At 65.0% G+C, this 17,543-nt stretch carries 19 protein-coding genes; 5 read left to right on the top strand and 14 right to left on the bottom strand.

The features are described from left to right. Positions 1-6 precede the first annotated feature (6 nt). From pip to mdoH, 4 genes are all read left to right on the top strand, one after another. Positions 7-972, top strand: a complete 966-nt coding sequence (pip, locus tag ACWPW1_RS03665) for a prolyl aminopeptidase (protein WP_454252381.1) — start codon at positions 7-9, stop codon at positions 970-972. After that, positions 969-1,406: a D-aminoacyl-tRNA deacylase gene (gene dtd, locus ACWPW1_RS03670; protein WP_454252382.1), complete on the top strand. Its 438-nt coding sequence runs from the start codon at positions 969-971 to the stop codon at positions 1,404-1,406. Before pip ends, dtd begins: the two co-directional genes overlap by 4 nt. A gap of 228 nt (positions 1,407-1,634) precedes the next feature. Beyond that, positions 1,635-3,140, top strand: coding sequence for a glucan biosynthesis protein G (locus tag ACWPW1_RS03675; protein ID WP_313647509.1), 1,506 nt, complete (start codon positions 1,635-1,637; stop codon positions 3,138-3,140). Then, positions 3,133-5,730 (top strand): glucans biosynthesis glucosyltransferase MdoH, encoded by a 2,598-nt coding sequence (gene mdoH / locus ACWPW1_RS03680; protein ID WP_454252383.1) that lies wholly within the window; start codon positions 3,133-3,135, stop codon positions 5,728-5,730. Before ACWPW1_RS03675 ends, mdoH begins: the two co-directional genes overlap by 8 nt. Positions 5,731-5,800: 70 nt before the next feature. On the opposite strand, the gene ACWPW1_RS03685 is transcribed toward mdoH, so the two are convergent. From ACWPW1_RS03685 to ubiE, 9 genes are all read right to left on the bottom strand, one after another. Next, positions 5,801-6,511, bottom strand: a complete 711-nt coding sequence (locus ACWPW1_RS03685) for a 16S rRNA (uracil(1498)-N(3))-methyltransferase (RefSeq protein ID WP_454252384.1) — start codon at positions 6,509-6,511, stop codon at positions 5,801-5,803. Next, the gene (tatC, locus tag ACWPW1_RS03690; RefSeq protein ID WP_454252385.1) at positions 6,508-7,305 is read right to left on the bottom strand and encodes a twin-arginine translocase subunit TatC; all 798 of its coding nucleotides are present in this window, start codon (positions 7,303-7,305) and stop codon (positions 6,508-6,510) included. The genes ACWPW1_RS03685 and tatC overlap by 4 nt, the downstream gene beginning before the upstream one ends. Then, positions 7,302-7,658: a Sec-independent protein translocase protein TatB gene (tatB, locus tag ACWPW1_RS03695; RefSeq protein ID WP_454252386.1), complete on the bottom strand. Its 357-nt coding sequence runs from the start codon at positions 7,656-7,658 to the stop codon at positions 7,302-7,304. Before tatB ends, tatC begins: the two co-directional genes overlap by 4 nt. Positions 7,659-7,667: 9 nt before the next feature. After that, positions 7,668-7,931, bottom strand: coding sequence for a twin-arginine translocase TatA/TatE family subunit (locus ACWPW1_RS03700; RefSeq protein ID WP_059313492.1), 264 nt, complete (start codon positions 7,929-7,931; stop codon positions 7,668-7,670). Positions 7,932-7,958: 27 nt separating this feature from the next. After that, positions 7,959-8,291, bottom strand: coding sequence for a phosphoribosyl-ATP diphosphatase (locus tag ACWPW1_RS03705; RefSeq protein WP_007161606.1), 333 nt, complete (start codon positions 8,289-8,291; stop codon positions 7,959-7,961). Next, positions 8,284-8,685 (bottom strand): phosphoribosyl-AMP cyclohydrolase, encoded by a 402-nt coding sequence (gene hisI / locus ACWPW1_RS03710; protein ID WP_271653837.1) that lies wholly within the window; start codon positions 8,683-8,685, stop codon positions 8,284-8,286. The genes ACWPW1_RS03705 and hisI overlap by 8 nt, the downstream gene beginning before the upstream one ends. Positions 8,686-8,820: 135 nt before the next feature. Further along, entirely contained in the window at positions 8,821-10,419 is a 1,599-nt protein-coding gene (ubiB, locus tag ACWPW1_RS03715; protein ID WP_059313494.1) for a ubiquinone biosynthesis regulatory protein kinase UbiB, read from the bottom strand. After that, positions 10,416-11,051 carry a ubiquinone biosynthesis accessory factor UbiJ gene (locus ACWPW1_RS03720; protein ID WP_454252387.1) on the bottom strand — a complete coding sequence of 212 codons (636 nt, stop codon included), beginning with the start codon at positions 11,049-11,051 and terminating at the stop codon, positions 10,416-10,418. Before ACWPW1_RS03720 ends, ubiB begins: the two co-directional genes overlap by 4 nt. After that, positions 11,051-11,821, bottom strand: coding sequence for a bifunctional demethylmenaquinone methyltransferase/2-methoxy-6-polyprenyl-1,4-benzoquinol methylase UbiE (ubiE, locus tag ACWPW1_RS03725; protein WP_059313496.1), 771 nt, complete (start codon positions 11,819-11,821; stop codon positions 11,051-11,053). Before ubiE ends, ACWPW1_RS03720 begins: the two co-directional genes overlap by 1 nt. A gap of 151 nt (positions 11,822-11,972) precedes the next feature. Between ubiE and ACWPW1_RS03730 the strand changes: the two genes are divergently transcribed. Beyond that, positions 11,973-12,251: a polyhydroxyalkanoic acid system family protein gene (locus tag ACWPW1_RS03730; RefSeq protein WP_059313497.1), complete on the top strand. Its 279-nt coding sequence runs from the start codon at positions 11,973-11,975 to the stop codon at positions 12,249-12,251. Positions 12,252-12,257: 6 nt separating this feature from the next. On the opposite strand, the gene ACWPW1_RS03735 is transcribed toward ACWPW1_RS03730, so the two are convergent. From ACWPW1_RS03735 to argS, 5 genes are all read right to left on the bottom strand, one after another. After that, positions 12,258-12,629: a DUF971 domain-containing protein gene (locus tag ACWPW1_RS03735; protein ID WP_271653839.1), complete on the bottom strand. Its 372-nt coding sequence runs from the start codon at positions 12,627-12,629 to the stop codon at positions 12,258-12,260. Between the two features lie 228 nt (positions 12,630-12,857). Further along, positions 12,858-14,207 (bottom strand): ATP-dependent protease ATPase subunit HslU, encoded by a 1,350-nt coding sequence (gene hslU / locus ACWPW1_RS03740; protein WP_454252388.1) that lies wholly within the window; start codon positions 14,205-14,207, stop codon positions 12,858-12,860. Positions 14,208-14,226: 19 nt separating this feature from the next. Beyond that, a complete protein-coding gene (hslV, locus tag ACWPW1_RS03745; RefSeq protein WP_059313500.1) occupies positions 14,227-14,760 on the bottom strand; it encodes an ATP-dependent protease subunit HslV in 534 nt (177 codons plus the stop codon). Positions 14,761-15,034: 274 nt separating this feature from the next. Next, positions 15,035-15,769 (bottom strand): SPOR domain-containing protein, encoded by a 735-nt coding sequence (locus ACWPW1_RS03750; RefSeq protein WP_454253895.1) that lies wholly within the window; start codon positions 15,767-15,769, stop codon positions 15,035-15,037. A 15-nt stretch (positions 15,770-15,784) separates the two neighbouring features. Continuing rightward, the gene (gene argS / locus ACWPW1_RS03755; protein WP_454252389.1) at positions 15,785-17,542 is read right to left on the bottom strand and encodes an arginine--tRNA ligase; all 1,758 of its coding nucleotides are present in this window, start codon (positions 17,540-17,542) and stop codon (positions 15,785-15,787) included. Position 17,543 lies beyond the last annotated feature (1 nt).

The raw sequence follows: 17,543 nt of genomic DNA on the forward strand, positions 1-17,543 counted from the left end.
CGCGACATGCTGAATCTGTACCCGGAAATCAAGCCCTATGCCCGCCACGAGCTGGCCGTCGAAGCGCCCCATGTACTCTACGCCGATGAGAGCGGCTCGCCCGACGGCCTGCCGGTGCTGTTCCTTCATGGCGGGCCTGGTTCCGGCTGCGATCGCCTGAGTCGGCGCTTCTTCGATCCCAACCTCTATCGCATCGTCACCTTCGACCAGCGCGGCTGCGGTCGCTCCACGCACTATGCCAGCCTGGAAAACAACACCACCTGGCACCTGGTCGAGGATATCGAGCGACTGCGTGAGCACCTGGGCATCGAGCAATGGGTGCTGTTCGGCGGCTCCTGGGGGTCGACCCTGGCCCTGGCCTATGCGCAGCGGCATCCCGAGCGCGTGCGGGCGCTGATCCTGCGCGGCATCTTTCTCGCGCGGCCGGTGGATCTGCAGTGGTTCTACCAGGAAGGCGCGAGCCGGCTGTTCCCCGACTTCTGGCAGGACTATCTGCACCCCATCGCCGAGGAGGAGCGTGGCAACCTCATCCAGGCCTACTATCGACGCCTGACCGGGCCGGACGAACTGGCGCAGATGTCCGCGGCGCGCGCCTGGTCCTGCTGGGAGGGGCGCACCGTAACCCTGAGGCCCAATCCCGACGTGCTGGAAAAATTCAGCGAGCATGCCCTGGCCATCGCCCGCATCGAATGCCACTACTTCGTCAACGACGCCTTCCTCGAGCCCGACCAGTTGCTGCGCGACATGCCGCGTATCGCCCATCTCCCGGCGGTGATCGTTCATGGCCGCTACGACATGGTCTGTCCCCTGGACAATGCCTGGGCCCTGCACCATGCCTGGCCCGGCAGCGAATTGCAGATCATCCGTGATGCCGGCCATGCGGCGAGCGAGCCTGGCATCTGTGACGCCCTGGTACGGGCGACCGATCAGATCGCCCGCCAGTTGCTCGATCTGCCCCAGGAGGCCGAGTGAAGGCGCTGCTGCAACGGGTCACTCGCGCCAGCGTGGAAGTGGAGGGGGAGACGATAGGCGCCATAGGCCCGGGCCTGCTGGTATTCGTCGGTATCGAGCCCGCGGATGACGAGGCGGCCTGTGGCCGGATGCTCAAGCGGTTGCTGGAGTATCGGGTGTTCGCCGACAGTGAGCAGCGCATGAATCTGTCCCTGCAGGATGTGGCGGGCGGTCTGCTGCTGGTCTCCCAGTTCACCCTGGCCGCCGACACCCGCAGCGGGCGGCGGCCGAGCTTTTCCACTGCCGCCCCACCCGCCCAGGGCGAGCAGCTGTTTAATCACCTGGTGGCTATCGCTCGTGATCTGCATCCCGCGGTGCAGACCGGTCGGTTCGGTGCCGACATGCAGGTTTCCCTGGTCAACGATGGACCAGTGACATTTTTATTGTCGATTTAGTGAGGGCGCCCCTTACAGCGCCCTGCCAAGTGTCTATGATTGCGCAGTTCGAGTTTGAACGGTCGTCCAACTGGGGAATCATTGGCCCCTGAGGGAGTCGGACCACTGCTTATCCGTTTCGCGACCACCTGTTGCCAAACGTATTCGTACGCTGATTTAGGAGGCTGCGTGTTATCTCATTCCAAAGTTAAACCGGGCAAACAGGGCTTCGCCCTTGTCGGGCTCTCCATCGCACTGGGCCTGTTCAGTGCCCAGGCCCTGGCCTTCAGCCTGGACGACGTGGCTGCCAAGGCCAAAGAGCTCTCCGGCCAGAAGTTCGTCGCGCCCAAGAGCAACCTGCCCGCATCCTTCAGCGGCATGAAGTATGCCGATTATCAGCAGATCACCTTCAATCAGGACAAGGCCTACTGGAAGGACGCCAAGACGCCCTTCCGCCTCAACTTCTATCACGAGGGCATGCACTATAGCGTGCCGGTGAAGATCAACGAGGTCACCGCCAACAACGTCGAAGAGATCAAATACGATCCCTCGATGTTCAACTTTGGCAACCTGCAGATCGACCAGGCCCAACTCAAGGATCTCGGCTTCGCCGGTTTCAAGGTGCTCTATCCGCTGAACAAGGCGGACAAGCATGACGAGCTGATGACCATGCTCGGTGCCAGCTATTTCCGCGTGATCGGCAAGAATCAGGTCTATGGCCTGTCTGCCCGCGGTCTGGCCATCGACACGGCGTTGCCGTCCGGCGAGGAATTTCCCCGCTTCACCGAATTCTGGGTCGAACAACCCCAGTCGGATCGCCGCAACCTGGTGATCTATGCCCTGCTCGATTCGCCCCGGGCCACCGGTGCCTATCGCTTCGTGCTGACTCCTGGCAAGGACAGCACCGTCGACGTAGAAGCCAAGGTGTTCCTGCGCGACAACGTCAACAAGCTCGGCATCGCTCCGCTGACCAGCATGTACCTGTTCGGCCCCAACCAGCCGAGCGCCCAGGTCAACTACCGGCCCGCTCTGCACGACTCCAATGGCCTGGCCATCCATGCCGGCAATGGCGAGTGGCTGTGGCGCCCGCTGAACAACCCGCGTCGCCTGTCGGTCAGCACCTACACCATCGAGAATCCGCGCGGTTTCGGCTTGCTGCAACGCGGCCACGAGTTCTACAAATACCAGGATCTGGACGAGCGTTACGACAAGCGCCCAAGCGGCTGGGTCGAGCCCAAGGGCGACTGGGGCAAGGGTCACGTCGAACTGGTGGAAATCCCCACGCCGGACGAGACCAACGACAACATCGTGGCTTTCTGGACGCCGGATACGCTGCCTGAGAAGGGGCAGCCGATCGACGTCAGCTATCGCCTGCACTTCACCACCGACGAACCCAACCTGCACACCAAGGACCTGGCCTGGGTCTCCCAGACTCGCCTGTCCACCGGCGACGTGCGCCAGTCCAACCTGGTTCGTCAGACCGATGGCAGTCTGGCCTACGTCATCGACTTCGAAGGTCCGAACCTCGATGATCTGCCCGAGGATTCGCAGGTCGGCTCCCAGGTCAGCCTGGATGCCAACGGTGAACTGGTCGAGAACTCTGTGCGCTACAACCCGGTTACCAAAGGCTATCGCCTGACCTTGAGACTCAAGGTCAAGGATCAGACCAAGCCGGTGGAAATGCGCGCCAACCTCGCCCAGGGTGACAAACCGCTCAGCGAAACCTGGACTTACCAGCTACCTGCCAATGAATAACACCACCCGCGATACCTCGGTCGCCGCTGCTGGCGACTACCTCGAACACCTGCCGTTGCCCTCCGGGCAGCGGCAGGCGCTGGACCAGACGGCCGACATCGAGTCGCTGCACCGGCAACTGGCCGGTGCCCGCGGCGAGGGCGCCCAGGGCGCCGATGCGGTGATCGCCTCCACCGAAGCGCGCCTCGCCGCCGGTTGGGACGACACCCTGGAAGACGGCGAACTGCTGGGCAGCGATGCTCAGGGCCGGGTTTTCATCAAGGCCACCCCGCCCATGACCCGGTCCATGATGGTGCCCGATCCCTGGCGCACCAACCCCGTGACCCGGAGCTGGAAGCGTCTGCTCGGCCGCAAGGACCACAGCCGCTGGCAGCCCGATCCCGAGGCCGATGCCCACGCGCATTGGCGCAAGGTAGGTTCCTTCCGCCGCTTCATCCTGTTGATCCTGATGCTGGCGCAGACCGGCATCGCGACCTGGTACATGAAGGCGGTGCTGCCCTATCAGGGCTGGGCGCTGGTCGATCTTGGCGAGGTCTATCAACAGGGCTGGGGCGAATCCGTCCGCCAGGTCCTGCCCTATGTGGTGCAGACCAGCATCCTGCTGCTCTTCGCCCTGCTGTTCTGCTGGGTCTCCGCTGGTTTCTGGACCGCCCTGATGGGCTTCTGGCAGCTGCTCAGCGGTCGTGACAAGTACAGCATCTCCGCCAGCTCCACCGGGACCGAGCCGATCGATCCGCAGTCGCGTACCGCCCTGGTGATGCCCATCGCCAACGAGGACGTGCCGCGGGTCTTCGCCGGTCTGCGAGCGACCTACGAGTCGGTCCGTGCCAGTGGCGAGCTGGAGCACTTCGACTTCTTCATCCTCAGCGACAGCAACGATCCGGACAAATGCGTGGCCGAAGAGAAGGCGTGGCTGGAGCTGTGCCGTGAAGTCGGTGGCTTCGGTCATATCTTCTATCGCCGCCGTCGGCGTCGGGTGAAGCGCAAGAGCGGCAACATCGACGACTTCTGCCGTCGCTGGGGCAGCCAATACAAGTACATGGTAGTGCTCGACGCCGACAGCGTGATGAGCGGCGAATGCCTGTCCAGTCTGGTCCGGCTGATGGAAGCCAATCCCCGTGCCGGCATCATTCAGACCGCGCCCAAGGCGTCCGGCATGGATACCCTGTACGCGCGCCTGCAGCAGTTCGCCACCCGGGTGTATGGTCCGCTGTTCACCGCCGGCCTGCACTTCTGGCAGCTGGGTGAATCCCACTACTGGGGCCACAACGCCATTATCCGGGTCAAGCCGTTCATCGATCACTGTGCCCTGGCGCCTTTGCCAGGCACGGGCTCGTTCGCCGGCGCCATCTTGTCCCACGACTTCGTCGAGGCGGCGCTGATGCGGCGTTCCGGCTGGGGCGTGTGGATCGCCTACGACCTGCCAGGCAGCTACGAAGAACTGCCGCCCAACCTGCTGGACGAGCTCAAGCGCGACCGCCGGTGGTGCCATGGCAACCTGATGAACTTCCGGCTGTTCCTGGTCAAGGGCATGCACCCGGTGCACCGTGCGGTGTTCCTGACCGGGGTGATGTCCTACCTGTCGGCGCCGCTGTGGTTCCTCTTCCTGGTGCTGTCCACGGCGCTGCTGGCGATCCACAAGCTGCTGGAGCCCCAGTACTTCTTCCAGCCACGGCAGCTGTTCCCGGTCTGGCCCCAGTGGCATCCGGAGCAGGCTATCGCGCTGTTCTCCACCACCCTGATCCTGCTGTTCCTGCCCAAGCTGCTCAGCGTGGTGCTGATCATCGCCAAGGGCGCCAAGGAATTCGGCGGAGGTCTGCGGCTGTTCCTCTCCATGATGCTGGAAATGCTCTTCTCGGTGCTGCTGGCACCGGTGCGGATGCTGTTCCACACGGTGTTCGTGACCGCTGCCTTCCTTGGCTGGTCGGTGCAGTGGAATTCGCCCCAGCGTGACGACAACGACACGCCCTGGAGCGAAGCCTTCCGCCGTCATGGTTCGCAGATGCTGCTCGGCCTGATCTGGACCGCCGGCGTGGCCTGGCTTGACCCGCGCTTCCTCTGGTGGCTGTCGCCCATCGTGGTGTCGCTGATCCTGTCGGCTCCGGTGTCGGTGATTTCCAGCCGTACCAACCTGGGTCTGGGCAGTCGCCGGCATCATCTGTTCCTGATCCCGGAAGAATACGCACCGCCGCGCGAGCTGGTGGCTACCGACGAGTACCTGCACCTGAACAACCGCAACGCCCTGACCAAGGGCTTCCTGCGCGCCACTGTCGATCCGGTGCTCAATGCCCTGGCCATCGGCATGGCCCGCGGTCGCCACGGCAAGGCGGTGGAGCCGGCCCGTCGGCTGCGCGAAGAACGGGTGGCGCGGGTCCTGGCCGCTGGTCCCGAGAAGACCAAGGGCGACGACCAGTGGCGTCTGCTCAGCGATCCGGACGGCATGGCGCAACTGCACCTGCAGGTCTGGAAAGCCGAAGAGCACCGCAACTGGCGGGACGCCTACGCCACCCTGCGGCCGCGCTCCCACAGCGATTCGGCGGCGGATGCCGCGGCCAGTCCTGCCAGCCTGACCCCGCGACCCGCCTCCTGAGGAGGCGTTCCGCGCATGAAAAAGCCCCGGTGTCGCGAGACGCCGGGGCTTTTTCTTGTCCGTGATCGAGCTAGAACAGGCGGGCGAGCAGGGCGGGTACGGCGTTCTCGACGCGCAGGATGCGCTCACCGAGCTGTACGGGCGCCAGGCCGGCCTCCTGCAACTTCTCCACCTCGTAAGGTATCCAGCCACCCTCGGGACCGATCGCCAGCGTCACGGGCTCGTCGAGGGCACGAGGGCAGGCGGGATAGCTGCCCGGATGGCCGACCAGGCCGCGGGTGCCGGCTGCCAGTGCGGGCAGGCGATCCTCGACGAAGGGCTTGAATCTCTTTTCGATCAGTACCTCCGGCAGCACCGTGTCCCGCGCCTGCTCCAGCCCGAGGCGCAATTGCTCCTCGATGGCCTGGGGTTCCAGGAACGGGGTCTGCCAGAAGCTCTTTTCCACCCGATAGCTGTTGAGCAGCACCAGGCGCGCGACGCCCATGGCGGACACGGTCTGCAACACCCGCCGCAGCATCTTGGGGCGGGGCAGGGCGAGCAGCAGGGTGAGCGGCAGCTTGGCCGGTGGTGATTGGTCGAGGGTGACGTTGAGACAGGCCTGGCCGGCATCGAGGGACTCGATCTGACCGGACCCCATCAGGCCATTCAGCAGGCCGACGCGCATCCGGTCGCCCGCGGCCGCCTGGTGGACCTCGCGCAGATGGGCGAGACGGCGCGGATCGCGCAGCACGACCCGGTCAGCGGCCGTGAAGTCGGCCGCTTCGAGCAGGATCAGATTCACGGGCGTTCGGCGGGCGGCTGGGCTTCGGGACTGGCGTCGTCATCGTTGACCGGGCGCTCGCGCTTCTGCACGAAGCGGCCGAACAGCAGGCCGATCTCGAACAGCAGCCACATGGGCACGGCCAGCATGGTCTGGGAGAAGACATCCGGTGGCGTCAGGATCATGCCGACCACGAAGCAGCCGATGATGACGTAGGGGCGGACCTTCTTCAGGTAGGTCACGTCGACCACGCCCATCCAGATCAGCAGCACGGTGGCCACGGGAATCTCGAAGGCGACGCCAAAGGCGAAGAACAGCGTCAGGATGAAATCCAGATAGGCGTTCAGGTCCGGCATCATCATGGCGCCTTCCGGCGTGATGCTGCTGAAGAAGTGGAAGATGATCGGGAACACCAGGAAGTAGGCGAAGGCCATGCCGGCGTAGAACAGCACGATGCTGGAGATCAGCAGCGGGATGGCGACTTTCTTTTCATGGCGATACAAGCCGGGTGCCACGAACCCCCAGACCTGATGCAGGATCACCGGCATGGCGATGAACAGCGACACCACCAGGGTCAGCTTGAAGGGCGCAAGAAAGGGCGAGGTGACGTCCGTGGAGATCATGGTCGCGCCTTCGGGCAGCACGCGGCGGATCGGCTCGGAAGCGAAGGCGTAGATCTTCTGGGCGAAGTAGAACAGCCCGAGAAAGATCAGAAAGGTCGCCAGTACGCATCTCAGGATGCGCGTACGCAGTTCGGTCAGGTGCGAGACCAGGGGCATTTCCTGGTCATCATGTTCGGAAGGCTTGTCGCTCATGGTGCTCTTGGCGGCGTCTGGGGCGGATCCTGCGGGCGTTCGGCAACCACGTCCTGAGGCATGGGCGGGGCAGCGGCGGTAGGCGGCATCTGGGCTTCCGGGACGGAAGCGGCAGGTTTGGGCCGGTTGTCGCGCTGTTCCATGGACAGGATATGCTCGTTGCGCAGCTGCTGGCGAATTTCGTCAGCGCCGATCTCGCGCTCCACTTCCTGGCGGATGCTGTTGAAGCTGCGCCGCAGCCGACCGATCCACAAGCCTGCGGTGCGCGCCGCGCCTGGCAGGCGCTCCGGACCCAATACCAGCAGGGCGACGAACCCTACCAGCATCATTTCGGGAAAGCTGATTCCGAACATGAGAGGGCCTTAGTCCTTGCGCACCACCGGCTCTTCGACCTTGCGGTGCTCGGCGTCGAAGGTCTGGGGACGGCTCAGGGGGGCGTTCGGATTGGCCGTGCCGGTGGTCGACGGCTGCTCGGCCTTGTCGTCCTCGTCGGTATGCATGGCCTTGCGGAAGCCCTTGATGGCCTCGCCCACATCGGAGCCGAGGTGCTTCAGGCGTTTGGTGCCAAAGACGATCACCACGACGAGCAGGATGACGATCCAGTGTTTCCAGTCGAAGATACCCATGGTTTTTCCTCGTTGCGAAGCTTGGGGTCAGGATTGAGTGCGGGCGGCCTTTTCGGCATGCCCGGAGAGGCCGAAGCGGCGGTCCAGTTCGTCCAGCACGGCCTGGGGATGCTGGCCGAGGGCCGAAAGCATGATCAGGCTGTGGAACCAGAGGTCGGCGGTCTCGTAGATGACGTCGTCGTACTGCTGGCTGATGGCGGCGTCCTTGGCGGCGAGAATGGTCTCGACGCTTTCTTCGCCCACCTTTTCCAGGATCTTGTTCAGGCCCTTATGGTAGAGACTGGCCACATAGGAGGAGTCCGGGGCGGCCTGCTTGCGTTCTTCCAGCACCTGCGCCAGGCGCGCGAGGGTGTCAGTCATGGCCGTGGCCTCCGGCATAGATGGCACTGGGATCCTTGCGGACTGGGTCGACAGTCTCCCACTGGTCATCGCGCAGTACCCGATAGAAGCAGCTTTCCCGGCCGGTGTGGCAGGCGATGCCGCCCAGTTGCTCCACCTGCAGCACTACCACGTCGGCGTCGCAATCCAGGCGCAGTTCCAGGACCCGCTGCACGTGGCCGGATTCCTCGCCCTTGCGCCATAGGCGGTTGCGCGAGCGCGACCAGTAGACCGCGCGGCCTTCGGCGGCGGTCAGGGCCAGGGATTCGCGGTTCATCCAGGCCATCATCAGGATACGCCCCGTGGCGGGGTCCTGGGCAATGGCCGGTACCAGGCCGTCGCTGTTCCAGTGGATCTCGTCTAACCAGTCGCTCATCGGTCTGTTCAGTACTTCGAATTTAGGGTACCAGCCTCGCACAAGACGCAACGTGAATACAGCGGCAGGGCACCAGTGGCTGAGGGCGTGTATTTCGCCCGATAAAAGTGACAGGACGGTTACAGCTTAAGGAGTTCAGCGCCTGATCACCAGAACCAGGCCGCCGACCAACATGGCCCAGGCCGGCCAGGCATGGGGCTGGGGTTCGAGCCCCAGCTGGGCTGCGCCGACCAGCATGACCGCGCCGATCACTCGGACGATCCAGTCGTCGCGGCGGCCTCCCCAGGGATTGGGCGGATCCTTGCGATGCGGCTGGGTGATGCGTTCCAGGGTATCGCGAGCCATCTGCGCCAGATGAGGAATCTGTTCCAGTTGCTGCTGAATGTTGCGGGCGACCTGCGGCGGGCTGAGCCGCTTGCGCATCCACTTTTCCAGATAGGGCTTGGCGGTGGACCAGAGATCCAGGTCCGGATAGAGCTGGCGACCCAGGCCTTCGATATTCAGCAGGGTCTTCTGCAAGAGCACCAGTTGCGGCTGGATCTCCATGTTGAAGCGTCGCGCCACCTGGAACAGCCGCAGCAGCAGCTGGCCGAAGGAGATGTCCTTGAGCGGCTTCTCGAAGATGGGCTCGCAGACGGTGCGGATGGCCCCTTCCAGCTCGTTGACCTGGGTGTTGGCAGGCACCCAGCCAGAGTCGATGTGCAACTGGGCGACCTTGCGGTAGTCGCGCTGGAAGAAGGCCCAGAGGTTGCGCGCCAGGTAGTCCTGGTCTTCGGGGGTCAGGCTGCCGATGATGCCGCAGTCCACGGCGATGTAGAGCGGATCCCAGGGCTTGGCGGTGCTGACGAAGATGTTGCCCGGGTGCATGTCGGCGTGAAAGAAGCTGTCACGAAACACCTGGGTGAAGAAGATCTCCACGCCGCGCTCGGCCAGCAGCTTGAAGTCGGTGCCCTGGTCGCGCAGGGCCGCCAGATCGGTCACCGGGATGCCGTAGATGCGCTCCATGACCAGTACCCGCTCGCGGCACCAGTCCCAGTACACCTGGGGCACATAGAGGCGCTCGGAACCCTCGAAGTTGCGTCTCAGCTGGCTGGAGTTGGCTGCTTCGCGCAAGAGGTCCAGCTCGTCGTAGATGGTCTTCTCGTAGTCGCTGACCACCTCCATCGGGTGCAGGCGACGCGCCTCCGCGGAGAGCTTTTCAGCGGTGCGGGCCAGCAGGAACAACCAGGCGATGTCCTGGCTGATGATGCCTTTGAGACCCGGCCGTACTACCTTGACCACCACTTCTTCGCCGGTGCGCAGCTGGGCGGCATGGACCTGGGCCACCGATGCCGAGGCCAGCGGCTGGTGATCGAAGCGGGCGAAGGCTTGCTTGATGGGCATCCCGAGCTGGGCTTCGATGAGCGCCACGGCCTTTTCGGGCGGGAAGGGCGGTACCTTGTCCTGCAGGAACATCAGTTCGTCGGCGATATCCTCGGGCATGAGGTCGCGACGGGTGGAGAGGATCTGGCCGAACTTGATGAAGACCGGTCCCAGGCCTTCCAGCGCCAGGCGCAGCCGGGCACCGCGCGGTAGCGTCTTGCTCGGCCGCGGCAGCCAGCGCCAGGGCAGCACGTAGCGGGTAGCACGCAGGTACCAGGGCAGCGGCAGGGCGTAGACGATGTCGTCCAGCCGATAGCGGATGATGACGAAGAGGATCCGCAACAGGCGGTTGAGGGCAGCGAACAGCTTCATTCGTCGGGGTTATCCCTGGCGTTGCGGGCGGCGCCCAGGCGGGCAAGACGGGCGTCGAGACGGTCCACGTCCAGGCGCAGGGCATCGATCTCGGCGAAGCGGGCCTCGCCTTCGAGGCGCCCGACCAGTTGGCGGCTCTCCTCGTTCAGCCAGTTGGACAGCGTCATTTGCAAGCTGTCCCGGCTCTGTTCGCCAAGGACCTGACCGCGACGGGCGAGATCGCCCAGCAGTGCTGCCGGCAGGGGGCCAAGCCAGCGACTGACCTCGTGCTGCCAGTCCAGCTCCAGCTTCTGCAGGATGTCGGCCAGTTCGATCAGCAGGGTGCTGTCGCCTTCCAGGCGCACGTCCGGCTGGTGCAGGACCCGCTGCTTGTCGCGGGCCAGAGCCAGCTCGGCCAGACGCGTAACCGGGGCCTTGAGGGTGCAGTCGATATCCCCCTCGTGATGGGCGGCGAAGTGCAGGCCGTCACCCGCTGGCAGGATGTAGAGGCGCAGCGCGGGTTGCCGGGTCTGCACGGCGATCACCCGGCCGGTCAGGGCCGCCAGGCGTGGCAGCGCCACCGGATCGAGCGCCAGCAGTGGATTCAGACCGCGTTCCAGCGCGGCCAGCAACGCCTGGGTGACGAGGGCCATCAGGGCTTGATGCCGCGATGCAGGGCAACCACGCCGCCGGTCATGTTGTGGTAGGAGACCCGGGCGAAACCGGTCTCTTCCATCATGGCCTTGAGGGTCTGCTGGTCGGGATGCATGCGGATGGATTCGGCCAGGTAGCGGTAGCTCTCGGCATCGCCGGCCACCAGCTTGCCCATCAGCGGCAGAAAGCCGAAGGAGTAGGCGTCATAGGCCTTGGACACCAGCGGGTTGGTGGGTTTGGAGAATTCCAGCACCAGCAGCCGGCCACCGGGCTTGAGCACGCGCAGCATGGACGCCAGGGCCTGATCCTTGTGGGTGACGTTGCGCAGGCCGAAGGCGATGGTGATGCAATCGAAATGGTTGTCGGGGAAGGGCAGCTTCTCGGCATCCGCCTGGACGAAACGCACATTGCTGGCGACGCCCTGGTCGAGCAGGCGATCGCGACCGACCCGGAGCATGGAGTCGTTGATGTCGGCGAGGACCACCTCGCCGGTGGGGCCGACCAGGCGGGCGAACTGCTTGGTCAGGTCGCCGGTACCCCCGGCGATGTCCAGCACCCGATTGCCGCGCCGCACGCCGGAGAGCTCGATGGTGAATCTCTTCCACAGCCGGTGGATGCCCGCCGACATCACGTCGTTCATCACATCGTACTTGGCGGCGACCGAGTGGAAGACTTCCGCGACCTTGTAAGCCTTCTGGCTCTCCGGAACGCTCTGGTAGCCGAAGTGGGTCTGGGATTCGGCCTCGGGGCCTTTGCGCGGATCGCTCATGGGGCTACACCTGGGACAGGGACAAGAGGGCATTCTAGCAGGCCGATCACCCGACTTGCCTGGCTAAAACCGGGGCCGACCGCTCGGTTCTCACGATTGGCGACGTGGCGGGCCCTCGCTATAGTCATGGCCCTTTATCCGGAGTTCCCCGATGTCCCAGATCACCATCGAACGCAGCCATTCGCTTGGCTTGGAAGGCGTTCGCCAGAAGGCCGATCAACTGGCCGAAAAACTCACGCGCGACTATGGGGTGGCCTGCGCCTGGGAGGGCGATACCCTGAGATTCACGCGCAGTGGCGTGGATGGGCGGATCGAGGTGGCGGAAGATAAGGTGCGGGTGCTGGCGACCCTGGGGATGATGTTCTCGATGCTCAGCGGCCAGATCGAGAAGGAGATCGAGCGCAAGTTGGACAAGGCCCTGGCAGCCTAGTCCGGGCTAGAGCATCAGCTTGACCGCACTGACATGCGGGTCCCGCGTCTTGCCGGCGCGGGCCAGCTGCTCCAGGTAGTCGGCCCAGAGTTCGTCACGGCGACTGCCCAGTTCGTAGAGATAGTCCCAGCTGAACAGGCCGCTGTCGTGGCCATCGTCGAAGGTCAGCTTGATGGCGTAGCGCCCCGCTGCTTCCACGGCGGTGATCCCGACCTGCTGCTTGCCGAACTGCAGCACCGGATTACCATGTCCCTGCACCTCGGCCGAGGGCGAATGCACCCGCAGGAATTCGGCGGGCAGCTCGAAGGTTTCCGCGCCGTAGCTGACGCTGAGGGTCTTGGAGGCCTTGTGGAGCTGTATGGCGGTGGGGATACGCATGCTGAGGTTCTCTGGACGGCGATTCAGTCTTTGCTTGAGGCCAACGCGGCCTTGGCGGTCCGTCGATGTGGCCGCTTCTACCGGTCGCCGTAGGTTGGGCTGAGCACAGCGAAGCCCAACATGGGCGCAGGGCGCAGGCAATGTTGGGCTTCGACTATAGAGCTGTCTCAACCCAACCTACGGTCTATTGCGGCCATGGCCGCGATCAACCAGGCATCAGGCCTACCGTCACAGTATATAGCGCGACAGGTCTTCGTCCTGGGCCAGTTCGCCCAGATGGCCGTTCACATAGGCCGCGTCGATGACGATGGGCTCGCCATTCTGCTGGCCAGCCAGGTCGGCGGCGCTGAAGGACACCTCTTCCAGCAGGCGCTCCAGCAGGGTGTGCAGGCGACGAGCCCCGATGTTCTCGGTCTTCTCGTTGACCTGCCAGGCGATCTCGGCAATGCGGGTGATGCCATCGGCGGCGAATTCCACGTGCAGCCCCTCGGTCTTGAGCAATTCGCGATACTGCTCGGTGAGGGAGGCGTGCGGCTCGGTGAGGATCCGCTCGAAGTCCTGCGGGGTCAGCGCCTTGAGTTCCACGCGAATCGGCAGGCGACCCTGCAGCTCCGGTACCAGGTCGCTGGGCTTGGACAGGTGGAAGGCGCCCGAGGCGATGAACAGGATGTGGTCGGTCTTGACCATGCCCAGCTTGGTGTTGACGGTGCAGCCCTCGATCAGCGGCAGCAGGTCACGCTGCACCCCCTCACGGGAAACATCGGCACCGCTGGTGCTGCCACGCTTGGCAACCTTGTCGATCTCGTCGATGAAGACGATGCCGTGCTGCTCGACGGCTTCCAGGGCGCGGCCCTTGAGTTCTTCCTCGTTGACCAGGCGGGCGGCTTCTTCGTCGCGCACCAGCTTGAGCGCTTCCTTGACCTTGAGCTTGCGCTGCTTGGTCTTGCCCTTGTGCATGCCGGCGAAGAGATTCTGCAGCTGGCTGGTCATCTCCTCCATGCCGGGCGGGGTCATGATCTCGACGCCAGCCGGCGTGTCAGCCACCTCGATGTCGATTTCCTTGTCGTCCAGCTGGCCTTCGCGCAGACGCTTGCGGAACAGCTGACGAGTGTTGCTATCGGTGGCGGTCGGCTGTGGTTCGTTGCTGAAGCCCACCGAAGGACGCGCCGGCGGCAGCAGGGCATCGAGGATGCGCTCTTCGGCAGCGTCTTCGGCGCGATGGCGGTTAAGCACCATCTCCTGTTCGCGCAGCATCTTCACGGCGGCGTCGGCGAGATCACGGATGATGGACTCGACGTCGCGGCCGACATAGCCGACCTCGGTGAACTTGGTCGCTTCCACCTTGAGGAAGGGCGCATTGGCCAGCTTGGCCAGGCGCCGGGCGATCTCGGTCTTGCCCACGCCGGTCGGGCCTATCATCAGGATGTTCTTGGGCGTGACCTCGGGGCGCAGCTCGGCGGGCAGCTGCATGCGCCGCCAGCGGTTGCGCAGGGCGATGGCCACGGCGCGCTTGGCGTCGTCCTGGCCGATGATATGGCGGTTGAGTTCGTGGACGATTTCGCGGGGGGTCATGGACATGGGCAGTCTCTAAACCGGATCACGCCTGAGGCGCGTCCAGCTCCTCGATGGTCAGGTTGCGGTTGGTGAACACGCAGATGTCACCGGCGATATTCAGGGAGGTCTCGGCGATCTCGCGGGCACTGAGGTCGGTGTGCAGGAGCAGGGCGCGGGCGGCGGCCTGGGCATAGGCACCCCCGGAACCCATGGCGATCAGGCCCTCCTCGGGTTCCACCACGTCGCCGTTGCCGGTGATGATCAGGGAAGCGTCCTTGTTGGCGACCGCCAGCATGGCTTCCAGGCGGCGCAGGGCACGGTCGGTGCGCCAGTCCTTGGCCAGCTCGACGGCGGCACGGACCAGATGGCCCTGATGCTTTTCGAGTTGCGCCTCGAAGCGCTCGAAGAGGGTGAAGGCGTCGGCGGTACCGCCGGCGAAACCGGCCAGCACCTCGCCCCGGTACAGCCGCCGGACTTTCTTGGCATTGCCTTTCATGACGGTGTTGCCCAGGGAAACCTGGCCGTCGCCGCCGATCACGACCTTGCCGTTGCGGCGTACAGAAACGATGGTGGTCAAGGGAATCTCTCCGCGTTGCTTGGGCCGTCGGCCCCGGTTACGCGGAGATATGGGGATGGCCGCGGCGCCCTTCAAGCGTCGCGGCGAGGGGATTCGGCAGGTGAGCGTCTGTTCACGGCCTCGCGAGCTAGAACCAAACAAGACGAAAACGCTCGAGGAAGCGCGGTTTACGCGTGGTAAATGAGCATTCCGGCTGGACCGCCTAGGTGGGGCTGGCGATCCAGAGGGTTTTCAACGCCGTTTGGCCGGCACGTAGCAGGCCGTGGGCAGACTCCTAGTGACCGCGGCGTTGCTGCAGCAACAGATTCTTGAAGCCGCTGCCGGCGAGCTGCTTCTGTGCCTGGGTCAGCTGGTCACGATCGCTATAGGGACCGACCAGCACCCGATACCAGGTGTCGTCCTTGACCTTGCCCGATTCCACGCGCACGTCCTGGCCGAGCATGATGATCTGGGCGCGGACCCGGTCGGCATCGGCCTGGGTGCGGAAGGAGCCGGCCTGGAGGAAGAACAGGGTCACTGGCGGCTGGGCCTTGGTGGTCGCTTCCTTGGGTGGCGTCGCAGCGGGCTGGCCCGGAGCGGTACCTGGCGTGGTCGGGGTCGCGGTGGTCGGCTGGCCGGGCTGCGCCGGCGTCGCCGCGGCATCCGGCTTGGCCGGGGTGGTCGGCTTGGCGGCCGGCGTGCGTGGCACGGCGTCCGGCGGCACGATCACCTCGGATTCGGGCAGCAGGGTATAGAAATCGTACTTGGGCTTGATGGGCGTAGGCGGCGTGCCTTCGGTCTTGCCGGCAGCGGCCGACTTGCCATTGCCCGCCGTGGCGGCCGGGCGACCTTCCTCCGGCTTGGCGCGCTGCACCGACTTGTTGCCCGGTTCGAGCTTCATCAGGAATACGACGAAGGCGCCGATGGCCAGACCCGACGCGAGCCAGACCCAGCCGGGCAGGGGCTGTTTCTTGGGAGCCGAGGTGTTGCGACTGGCGCCGCGCTTGGGTGGGGCTTTCTTGGCCATCAGGCGGTGATCCGTCTCTTACATGCGTTCCAGGGTGTGCAGGCCGAGCAGTTCCAGACCCTGCTTGAGGGTGCGCCCGGTGAGGGCGGCCAGCCGCAGGCGGCTCTGGCGCAACTCGGGATCCTCGGCGGTCAGGATCGGGCAGTTCTCGTAGAAGCTGGAGAACAGCCCGGCCAGGTCGTAGAGGTAGCTGCACAGCAGGTGGGGGGTGCCCTTGTCGGCGACGCTGGCAAGGATCTCGCCGAATTGCGCCAGGCGACCCCCCAGATCCTGCTCCTGCGGGGCGTCCAGGCGGATGCTACCGGCGGGTTCGCTCTGCTCGGCCTTGCGCAGCACGCTGGCGACCCGGGTGTAGGCGTACAGCAGATAGGGCGCGGTGTTGCCCTCGAAGCTGAGCATCTGCTCGAAGCTGAAGCTGTAGTCGCTGGTACGGTGCTTGGACAGGTCGGCGTACTTGACCGAGGCGATGCCTACCACGCGGCCGATATGGCGCAATTCGTCTTCGCTGAAGGGTGCCTCGCCACGCTCGGCGCGACCGGCATTGCGCTCCTTGACCAGCTGATAGGCGCGCTCCTCGGCTTCGTCGAGCAGGTCCACCAGCTTGACGGTGCCGCCGTCGCGGGTCTTGAAGGGGCGGCCATCGGCGCCGTTCATGGTGCCGAAACCCATGTGTTCGAGTTGCATGGCCGGATCGACGAAGCCGGCGCGGCGCGCCACCTCGAAGGCCATCTGGAAGTGCAGGGCCTGGCGCTGGTCGACGAAGTAGAGCGCGCGGTCGGCGTGCAGCTGGCGGCTGCGGTAGCGCATGGCGGCGAGGTCGGTGGTGGAATAGAGATAGCCGCCACCGGCCTTCTGCACGATCACCGGCAGGGGGTTGCCCTCGGCGTTCTTGAGTTCATCGAGGAAGACGCAACGGGCGCCATCGCTCTCGGTGAGCAGGCCGGCGGCGTCCAGATCGGCGACCACCTGGGCCAGGTCGTCGTTGTAGGCGCTCTCGCCCTTGACGTCGGCCGGAGTCAACTTGACGTTGAGGCGGTCATAGACCTCCTGGCAGTGGGACAGGGAGACGGCGTTGAATCGCTCCCAGAGGCGCAGGCAGTGGGCATCGCCCGCCTGCAGCGCCACCACCAGTTCGCGAGCACGGACGGCGAACTCCGGCGAGGCGTCGAAGCGGCCCTTGGCCGCGCGGTAGAACACCTCAAGATCCGCCAGTTCGCCCTCGGCGGCCTGGGGTTGTTCTTCCATGTAGGCCAGCAGCATGCCGAACTGGGTACCCCAGTCACCCACGTGGTTCTGGCGGATCACCTCGTCGCCGAGGAACTCCAGCACCCGCGCCACCGCATCGCCGATGATGGTGGAGCGCAGGTGACCGACGTGCATCTCCTTGGCCAGGTTCGGCGAGGACAGGTCCACCACCACACGCTGGCGTGGGCCGCCCTTGTGCACGCCCAGCTGCGGATCGGCAAAGGCCGCATCCAGCCGCGTGGCCAGTTGCGCGTGGTTCTGAAAGAAGTTGAGGAAGCCGGGGCCGGCGATCTCCACCTTGCTTACCGCCGGGTCGGCGGGGAGGGCGGCCAGCAGCTTCTCGGCCAGTTCGCGTGGCTTGGCGCGGGCCGGCTTGGCCAGCAGCAGGGCGACGTTGCTGGCGAAGTCGCCGTGGCTCTTGTCCTTGGTGTTCTCGACCTGGATGGCCGGCGCCACGTCGGCCGGCAGGGTGCCGTCGGCGATCAGGCGGTCGAGGGCGTGCTGGATGAGCTGGCGGATGCTGTCTTTCATG

The sequence above is a fragment of the Pseudomonas sp. Marseille-Q7302 genome (assembly GCF_965111925.1).